Origin of the sequence: Flavobacterium sp. HTF (assembly GCF_003105115.1) — a bacterium.
In the GTDB taxonomy this organism is placed as follows: Bacteria; Bacteroidota; Bacteroidia; order Flavobacteriales; family Flavobacteriaceae; genus Flavobacterium.
The window spans coordinates 1-5,863 of sequence record NZ_QETH01000150.1 but is presented as its reverse complement, the minus strand read 5'-3'; the positions used below and the strand labels follow the sequence as shown (position 1 = coordinate 5,863).

Here is a 5,863-nt window from a genome sequence, read left to right as displayed (position 1 = left end):
GGTCAAAGCTATCAATCAACCAACAACAAGAAATCGAAGATATATTTAGTGAAAAAGATTCATTAATGAATGACGGATATGCCTGCTCTGCTGAATATCGTGATATTTTTATTTTTAAAAAGAAAGAAAAAACAATTGGAATAGCAAAGATTTGTTTTGAATGTGGACGTTTCCAAATTATAGGAAGTAAGCTAGACACAAGTGGATTTGGACTTTGGACCGAATTAGATAGATTACGAAGTATTGTTCGTCCAAATAATAAAAAACTTAGAACCTCAGAACCTTAGTGCCTCAGCACCTTTTTAAAAAAAAAGCGACTCAATTTGAGTCGCTTTTTTTTGTTTGTAGATTTAGGCATTAAGCTGGGCAAAACATAGAATACATACTGCGAGGATCTGTTTTTTCAGTTGCTGCAACAACACCTTCTATAATAGTTGTATTTCCTCCAACAATTTGACGTAATTGTTCTGAATTTAATTCTATGATATTAGTTTTTTTTAACACTAATTTTTTTAAGTTAATTTTTTTCATAATCTTTGGGTTTTAAATTGGTTTTGAATGTGTTGTGAATTTGATATTGTGAATTTATCCCAAAAAAACCACTAAAAAAACTCATAAATCCCCAGATTTATAAAAATAGTCTATTCAGACTCGTGCTTAACCACCTTATTATCAATATTTTATTTTAAAATAAATGAATATGAACGCATTAAATAAGATGTGCAGCTTAATTTTGTTTTTTACCATCAATTTTACTTTTTCTCAGAGTAAAATTGAAACTTATAAAGATTCTGTTCAAAGTTTGATATATAATAATCCAAGCAAAGCAAAATACTACTGTTATAAACTTTTAAAATACGCTAAGGCCAATGATTTGGTAGTAGAAGAAGCAAAAACCTATTGTTTTCTGGCGGACTTAAGTGGTGCATTAACTCAAAAAGACAGCGCTTTTTATTATTTTGACAAGGCGATTCAAAAAGCCAATGCCATTGATAATGAAAAGCTTGAAATGGTTTTTAAAATCAATAAAGCAAACTATTTATTTAATGAATTTGATTTTCAGGAAGCTTTAACGCTTTATGAAGAATGTGTTATATTGTCAAAGAAACTCAATGATATCAATGCTTACAATTATATTTCTATAAAAAAAGGGAGTATTGCTTACGAATTAGAGAGGTATCAGGAAGCCTTAAAAATATACAAAGAGAACTTATCTAAGAAAGGCTTTGACAATGTCAGCAAACTTGATATAAAATTGGGTTTAGTAAAGACGTACATTAATCTAAATAAACAGGATTCTGCTTATGTTTTTATAAAAAGTGGTATTGAAGAATCACGAAAAAGTAACTTAAAAGAGCATGAAATTCATTTTTTGGCTCAATTAGGCTTAATTTATATCGATAAAAAGGACTTTCAAAATGCTAAAATAACCTTTGAAAAAGCCTTAATTATTGCTCAGGAAATAGAAAGTAATAACCTGATTACCGAAATCAATATCAGGATTTCAAAATTATATTCGCTTCAAAAAGATTACGACAAGGCAATAACACTCTTACAGTCTATTATTAAAGACGAGACAAAAAAAGATATTCCGGCAGAAAGTCTGTCTGAGATATATTATCTTCTGGCTGAAAACTATAAATTCATAGAAAACTATTCTGAATCAAACTATTATTATGGTCAGTTTATTGAAAAATCCAAAAAGATTGGAGAGAAGAGAATTGAAGCAATAGACCATTTACATAAAATTGATATTACCGAAAGCCTGGAAAGGGAGACAGAACAAAAGAATCAAAAATGGATATTACTTGGTGTAACCAGCTTTTTGCTTTTACTATTTATTGGATTTTTTATTAGAAGAAGAAAAGAAGGAATACAAAATCAGGTGAAATTTGAGGAACTACTACTTAAAATTCAAAACTTTGAAAATCAAAATGCAAAAGCAACTAACGAAATCCAGCATAACAATACAGCTATAAATAGTAATGAAAGAACCGAATCTGAAGCGTTTGAAGAAGAATCAGAAACAGAACTTATTAGCAACAGCATTGTAACTATTGATGACTCGGTTAATGACGAAGTAATTGCAGAGAATATTGAAACCAATATTGAAGAGGCAATTAATAACAATTTTATCATAAAAGACACTACCAGAGCAGAAATTCTGGACAAACTAATTAAACTTGAAGAAAAGAAATTGTTCTTAAGGCAGGATTTTACGCTCCATAATGTAGCTAAGCGATTAAAAACAAATACTGCTTATTTGTCTAAAATTGTGAATAGTGAATTGGATAAGAACTTTAGTTCTTATGTAAATGAGCTGCGAATTAACTATATTATTATTGAATTAAAGAATAATGCTAAACTAAGATCGTATTCAATTAATGCAATTGCAGAAGAAATTGGGTATAAAAGTCCCGAATCTTTTACCAAATATTTTAAGGTTGCAACCGGAATTAGCCCCTCAATTTATATAAAAAAGATAAATCAGATGAAGGAAAGTGAAAACTCTTAGTTTTGCTGTAACTTATTGAAGATTAAATAGTTAAATACAAAAATAAACCCCCTTATTTTATAAATATGGGGGTTTTTCATTTTTTTTGCAGGAAAAAAATATTTTACTTTGTCTCAGAATTAATCCGAACAACTGATTAGTTTCTACTTTGGTTTTGAAGGGTGGCGAAAATGAAAATGAGTAGCCACTTCAAAAACAAAAAAATAAAACAGAGTGTGGAGACTCTGTTTTATAAGGTGTTTTAACAAAAACGTAATACCTAACAAGGTTGCCAGAAATTACTTCTACAAAAGTAAAAAAAAATGTCTGTAATAAAACTTTTTTTTACTATTTCTAAAGTACTTCTATAAAGCACCGTGTTAGCAAAAAAAAAAATTATGACTAACAGTAATCAATCAGGCCCAAAAAGGCTCAGCAGAAATTCAATTTTTAAAATTGAAGATCATGATGGTGCAAAACAATCAAAATCTTTGTTTTACAAAATCAAAAAAAGAATTACTAAACTTTTTAAATAGACCTGAATTTTTTTTCAGGAAATAAGTTTATAGTATTTCATTTTAGAATAATATCAAAAAATCAGGTTGAATTGACCTGTTTATAAAATTATTATTTATTAAAACCGGTTAAAGTTTTTTTAGCCAAGCTTGCGCATTCAATATTTGAATTTTGATTTTAAATACAAAACATTTTACAAAAAATATTAATAATTAAATCTAAACAAACATGAAAAAGCACAACCAAAACAAATTGACTTTTAACAAAGCAGTTGTTACAGAATTAAACATTCAGCAATTAAGAAATATTAATGGCGGAATATCAGGACGTGATAGTGATACCAACCCAAACTCTGGTTGTATCTGTGATCCCATATTGACAAAAATAACAATCATTAAACCAAATCAATTCTAATGAAAAATCTAAACCTAAGCAACAAACTGTATTTTAAGAAAGCAGATGTTACAGAATTAAATGACAATTTACTGAGAGAAATCAATGGTGGTTCGACAATTTTTGGCGGAGACACTTGCACTGGATGCTGTTGCTTGCAAATAAGCATTGTAGTAATGCAGGAAATGTAATCATTCCTTTTTTCAGATGAAAAATCAAACAGGAAATAAGAAGCTCATTTTTAATAAAGTGGCTATTACAGAATTGAATGATGATCAATTGAACGACATAAAAGGAGGTACAAATGATTTAATCAGATCGATTATTATCGCTACCGGATATGGTACCTGGTTAACAGTCGTATAATTGTTTACTCAATAATATTATAGAAACAGAGTGTGGAGACTCTCTTTTATAAAAAGAATTTAACAAAACGTAACGCTTACAAGTTATCTGTAAATTACTTCTGCTAAAGTAAATACCTCTCTGGGTTTTTTACACTTTCAAAAGTACTTCTTGCACACATCACTTGGTGGCTACAATAAAATTTACAGTAAGGAAAATCTGCTGACCCAAGGGTCGTCGGTGCTTCATTTACAAAATCAATGGCATTCGTTATTAGTAATCTTTAAGATTATTGATCTGTATAAAAGTGTCATAACTCAAAACTTGTTACTATCTGACTATTGATATAGTCTGGATTATAACAAACGGAGAAAGTATGCTCAAAAAACAAGGAAATTCCGGATTTGCTACAAATTACAGTGATTAAGAACTTGTTTATTGATTCAATTAGAAAAATAATAATTTAAAAAAACATCAAAATGAAAAAACAATTGACCGGCAATAAACTTGCCTTTAATAAAATGGCAATTACGGAGCTGAATGACAGCGAAATTCAACAAGTTAATGGTGGAGCAGGTTCTACATCCTTAAGTAGTATCCCAATTACCATATTCGTAGTGACTTTATTATAAATCTAAACAGAACTTAAAAATATTAAAAATGAAAAATCAAAACCAAAATAACAGATTGTTTTTCAATAAAATAGCTGTTGCAGAATTAAATGATAACCAATTAATGGATATTAATGGAGGAACCTCAATAGATGGCGGAGGAGATACTTGTACAGGTTGTTGCTGCCTAAAAGTAACATATGACTTAATGTAATCTAATAACATAAAAAATTATAATCATGAAAAAACAAAACCCAACAAACAAGCTGGCTTTTAATAAAGTGGCTGTTGCAGAATTAAATGAAAATCAAATGCAGGATGTTAACGGCGGAAGTTTAATTTCTGTTGCAGTGACTATTGCGTTAACCATTATCGCAGACCAGGTCTTGTAAAAATGAAAAAGCAAAACCCAACAAACAAGCTGGTTCTTAATAGACTAGCTGTTGCAGAATTGAATGATAAACAAATGCAAGACGTAGATGGCGGAAGCACACCTATTAGCTTTTTAGCAATCAGTTATCTTGTATCTAAACTATAATCAAGCTATGAAAAAACAAAACCCAACAAACAAGCTGGCTTTTAATAAAGCGGCTGTTACAGAATTAAATGAGAACCAATTACACGAAGTAAATGGTGGTGCAAGTATAACTACAATTGTTTATCAAACAATTGCAATAACTCTATACTAAATATGAAAAAACAAAATCCAACAAACAAGCTGGCTTTTAATAAAGCAGCTGTTGCAGAATTGAACGAGAACCAATTACTGGAAGTGAATGGTGGAACATCAAGTGTCACAATTGTGGGAGGTACTAGCCTGATTTTGATCACGCTTGCACAAAATTAATTAACAATTTAAATCTTTTTAAAAATGAAAAAACAAAACCCAACAAACAAGCTTGCTTTTAATAAAGTGGCTGTTACAGAATTGAACGAGAACCAATTAAAAGAAGTAAACGGTGGAGCTGGTACTATTACTTTACCAACTATCGTAATAACATTTGTCTAAAAAATTAAACCATGAAAAAACAAAACCCAAACAACAAGCTGGCTTTCAACAAAGTGGCTGTTACAGAATTGAACGACACACAAATGCATGACGTAGACGGCGGAAGCTCTCCGGCATGTTACTTAGTAATCAGTTTCTTAATCGCAAAACTATAATCCAAATGAAAAAACAAAATGCAAACAACAAGCTTGCTTTCAACAAAGTAGCTGTTACAGAATTGAACGACACACAAATGCATGATGTTGACGGCGGAAGCTCTCCTGCATGTTACTTAGTAATCAGTTTCTTAATCGCAAAATTATAATCCAAATGAAAAAACAAAACCCAAACAACAAGCTTGCTTTCAACAAAGTGGCTGTTACAGAATTAAACGACACACAAATGCATGACGTTGATGGCGGAAGCTCTCCGGCATGTTACTTAGTAATCAGTTTCTTAATCGCAAAACTATAATCAACCATGAAAAAACAAAACCCAAACAACAAGCTTGCTTTC

General features: G+C 30.3%; 16 protein-coding genes. 15 read left to right on the top strand and 1 reads right to left on the bottom strand.

The features are described 5' to 3' along the window. Positions 1–287 (top strand): hypothetical protein (locus DCO46_RS22900; RefSeq protein WP_165829079.1); only part of this gene is annotated, 287 nt, incomplete at its 5' end. A gap of 70 nt (positions 288–357) precedes the next feature. On the opposite strand, the gene DCO46_RS22895 is transcribed toward DCO46_RS22900, so the two are convergent. Continuing rightward, positions 358–531: a class I lanthipeptide gene (locus tag DCO46_RS22895; RefSeq protein WP_165829077.1), complete on the bottom strand. Its 174-nt coding sequence runs from the start codon at positions 529–531 to the stop codon at positions 358–360. Between the two features lie 169 nt (positions 532–700). On the opposite strand from DCO46_RS22895, the gene DCO46_RS22020 reads away from it, so the two are divergent. The 14 genes from DCO46_RS22020 (at position 701) to DCO46_RS22835 (ending at position 5,821) form a co-directional block, all read left to right on the top strand. Then, a complete protein-coding gene (locus DCO46_RS22020; protein WP_165829075.1) occupies positions 701–2,515 on the top strand; it encodes a helix-turn-helix domain-containing protein in 1,815 nt (604 codons plus the stop codon). Between the two features lie 723 nt (positions 2,516–3,238). Continuing rightward, a complete protein-coding gene (locus tag DCO46_RS22015) occupies positions 3,239–3,424 on the top strand; it encodes a class I lanthipeptide (protein ID WP_116754617.1) in 186 nt (61 codons plus the stop codon). Next, positions 3,424–3,594, top strand: coding sequence for a class I lanthipeptide (locus DCO46_RS22890; protein ID WP_165829073.1), 171 nt, complete (start codon positions 3,424–3,426; stop codon positions 3,592–3,594). The genes DCO46_RS22015 and DCO46_RS22890 overlap by 1 nt, the downstream gene beginning before the upstream one ends. Before the next feature lie 16 nt (positions 3,595–3,610). After that, entirely contained in the window at positions 3,611–3,769 is a 159-nt protein-coding gene (locus DCO46_RS22885; RefSeq protein WP_165829071.1) for a class I lanthipeptide, read from the top strand. A gap of 470 nt (positions 3,770–4,239) precedes the next feature. Then, positions 4,240–4,380 (top strand): class I lanthipeptide, encoded by a 141-nt coding sequence (locus DCO46_RS22880; protein WP_165829069.1) that lies wholly within the window; start codon positions 4,240–4,242, stop codon positions 4,378–4,380. A gap of 28 nt (positions 4,381–4,408) precedes the next feature. Then, complete coding sequence (locus DCO46_RS22875) at positions 4,409–4,573, top strand: class I lanthipeptide (protein WP_165829067.1); 165 nt, start codon at positions 4,409–4,411, stop codon at positions 4,571–4,573. 25 nt (positions 4,574–4,598) lie between these two features. Continuing rightward, on the top strand, positions 4,599–4,751 hold the full coding sequence (locus DCO46_RS22870) for a class I lanthipeptide (protein WP_165829065.1): 153 nt from the start codon (positions 4,599–4,601) through the stop codon (positions 4,749–4,751). 2 nt (positions 4,752–4,753) lie between these two features. Next, positions 4,754–4,897, top strand: a complete 144-nt coding sequence (locus DCO46_RS22865; protein ID WP_165829063.1) for a class I lanthipeptide — start codon at positions 4,754–4,756, stop codon at positions 4,895–4,897. Between the two features lie 7 nt (positions 4,898–4,904). Further along, a complete protein-coding gene (locus DCO46_RS22860) occupies positions 4,905–5,048 on the top strand; it encodes a class I lanthipeptide (protein ID WP_165829061.1) in 144 nt (47 codons plus the stop codon). Positions 5,049–5,050: 2 nt separating this feature from the next. Continuing rightward, the gene (locus tag DCO46_RS22855) at positions 5,051–5,206 is read left to right on the top strand and encodes a class I lanthipeptide (RefSeq protein ID WP_165829059.1); all 156 of its coding nucleotides are present in this window, start codon (positions 5,051–5,053) and stop codon (positions 5,204–5,206) included. A gap of 24 nt (positions 5,207–5,230) precedes the next feature. Further along, the gene (locus DCO46_RS22850) at positions 5,231–5,368 is read left to right on the top strand and encodes a class I lanthipeptide (protein ID WP_165829057.1); all 138 of its coding nucleotides are present in this window, start codon (positions 5,231–5,233) and stop codon (positions 5,366–5,368) included. 11 nt (positions 5,369–5,379) lie between these two features. Further along, on the top strand, positions 5,380–5,523 hold the full coding sequence (locus DCO46_RS22845; protein ID WP_165828981.1) for a class I lanthipeptide: 144 nt from the start codon (positions 5,380–5,382) through the stop codon (positions 5,521–5,523). A gap of 5 nt (positions 5,524–5,528) precedes the next feature. Further along, on the top strand, positions 5,529–5,672 hold the full coding sequence (locus tag DCO46_RS22840; RefSeq protein ID WP_165829055.1) for a class I lanthipeptide: 144 nt from the start codon (positions 5,529–5,531) through the stop codon (positions 5,670–5,672). Between the two features lie 5 nt (positions 5,673–5,677). After that, a complete protein-coding gene (locus DCO46_RS22835) occupies positions 5,678–5,821 on the top strand; it encodes a class I lanthipeptide (protein WP_165828981.1) in 144 nt (47 codons plus the stop codon). Positions 5,822–5,863: the final 42 nt, after the last annotated feature.

Coding starts and splice junctions, on each gene's coding strand:
- DCO46_RS22895 (WP_165829077.1), bottom strand. CDS start 531: ATGAAAAAAATTAACTTAAAAAAATTAGTGTTAAAAAAAACTAATATC.
- DCO46_RS22020 (WP_165829075.1), top strand. CDS start 701: ATGAACGCATTAAATAAGATGTGCAGCTTAATTTTGTTTTTTACCATC.
- DCO46_RS22015 (WP_116754617.1), top strand. CDS start 3,239: ATGAAAAAGCACAACCAAAACAAATTGACTTTTAACAAAGCAGTTGTT.
- DCO46_RS22890 (WP_165829073.1), top strand. CDS start 3,424: ATGAAAAATCTAAACCTAAGCAACAAACTGTATTTTAAGAAAGCAGAT.
- DCO46_RS22885 (WP_165829071.1), top strand. CDS start 3,611: ATGAAAAATCAAACAGGAAATAAGAAGCTCATTTTTAATAAAGTGGCT.
- DCO46_RS22875 (WP_165829067.1), top strand. CDS start 4,409: ATGAAAAATCAAAACCAAAATAACAGATTGTTTTTCAATAAAATAGCT.
- DCO46_RS22870 (WP_165829065.1), top strand. CDS start 4,599: ATGAAAAAACAAAACCCAACAAACAAGCTGGCTTTTAATAAAGTGGCT.
- DCO46_RS22865 (WP_165829063.1), top strand. CDS start 4,754: ATGAAAAAGCAAAACCCAACAAACAAGCTGGTTCTTAATAGACTAGCT.
- DCO46_RS22860 (WP_165829061.1), top strand. CDS start 4,905: ATGAAAAAACAAAACCCAACAAACAAGCTGGCTTTTAATAAAGCGGCT.
- DCO46_RS22855 (WP_165829059.1), top strand. CDS start 5,051: ATGAAAAAACAAAATCCAACAAACAAGCTGGCTTTTAATAAAGCAGCT.
- DCO46_RS22850 (WP_165829057.1), top strand. CDS start 5,231: ATGAAAAAACAAAACCCAACAAACAAGCTTGCTTTTAATAAAGTGGCT.
- DCO46_RS22845 (WP_165828981.1), top strand. CDS start 5,380: ATGAAAAAACAAAACCCAAACAACAAGCTGGCTTTCAACAAAGTGGCT.
- DCO46_RS22840 (WP_165829055.1), top strand. CDS start 5,529: ATGAAAAAACAAAATGCAAACAACAAGCTTGCTTTCAACAAAGTAGCT.
- DCO46_RS22835 (WP_165828981.1), top strand. CDS start 5,678: ATGAAAAAACAAAACCCAAACAACAAGCTTGCTTTCAACAAAGTGGCT.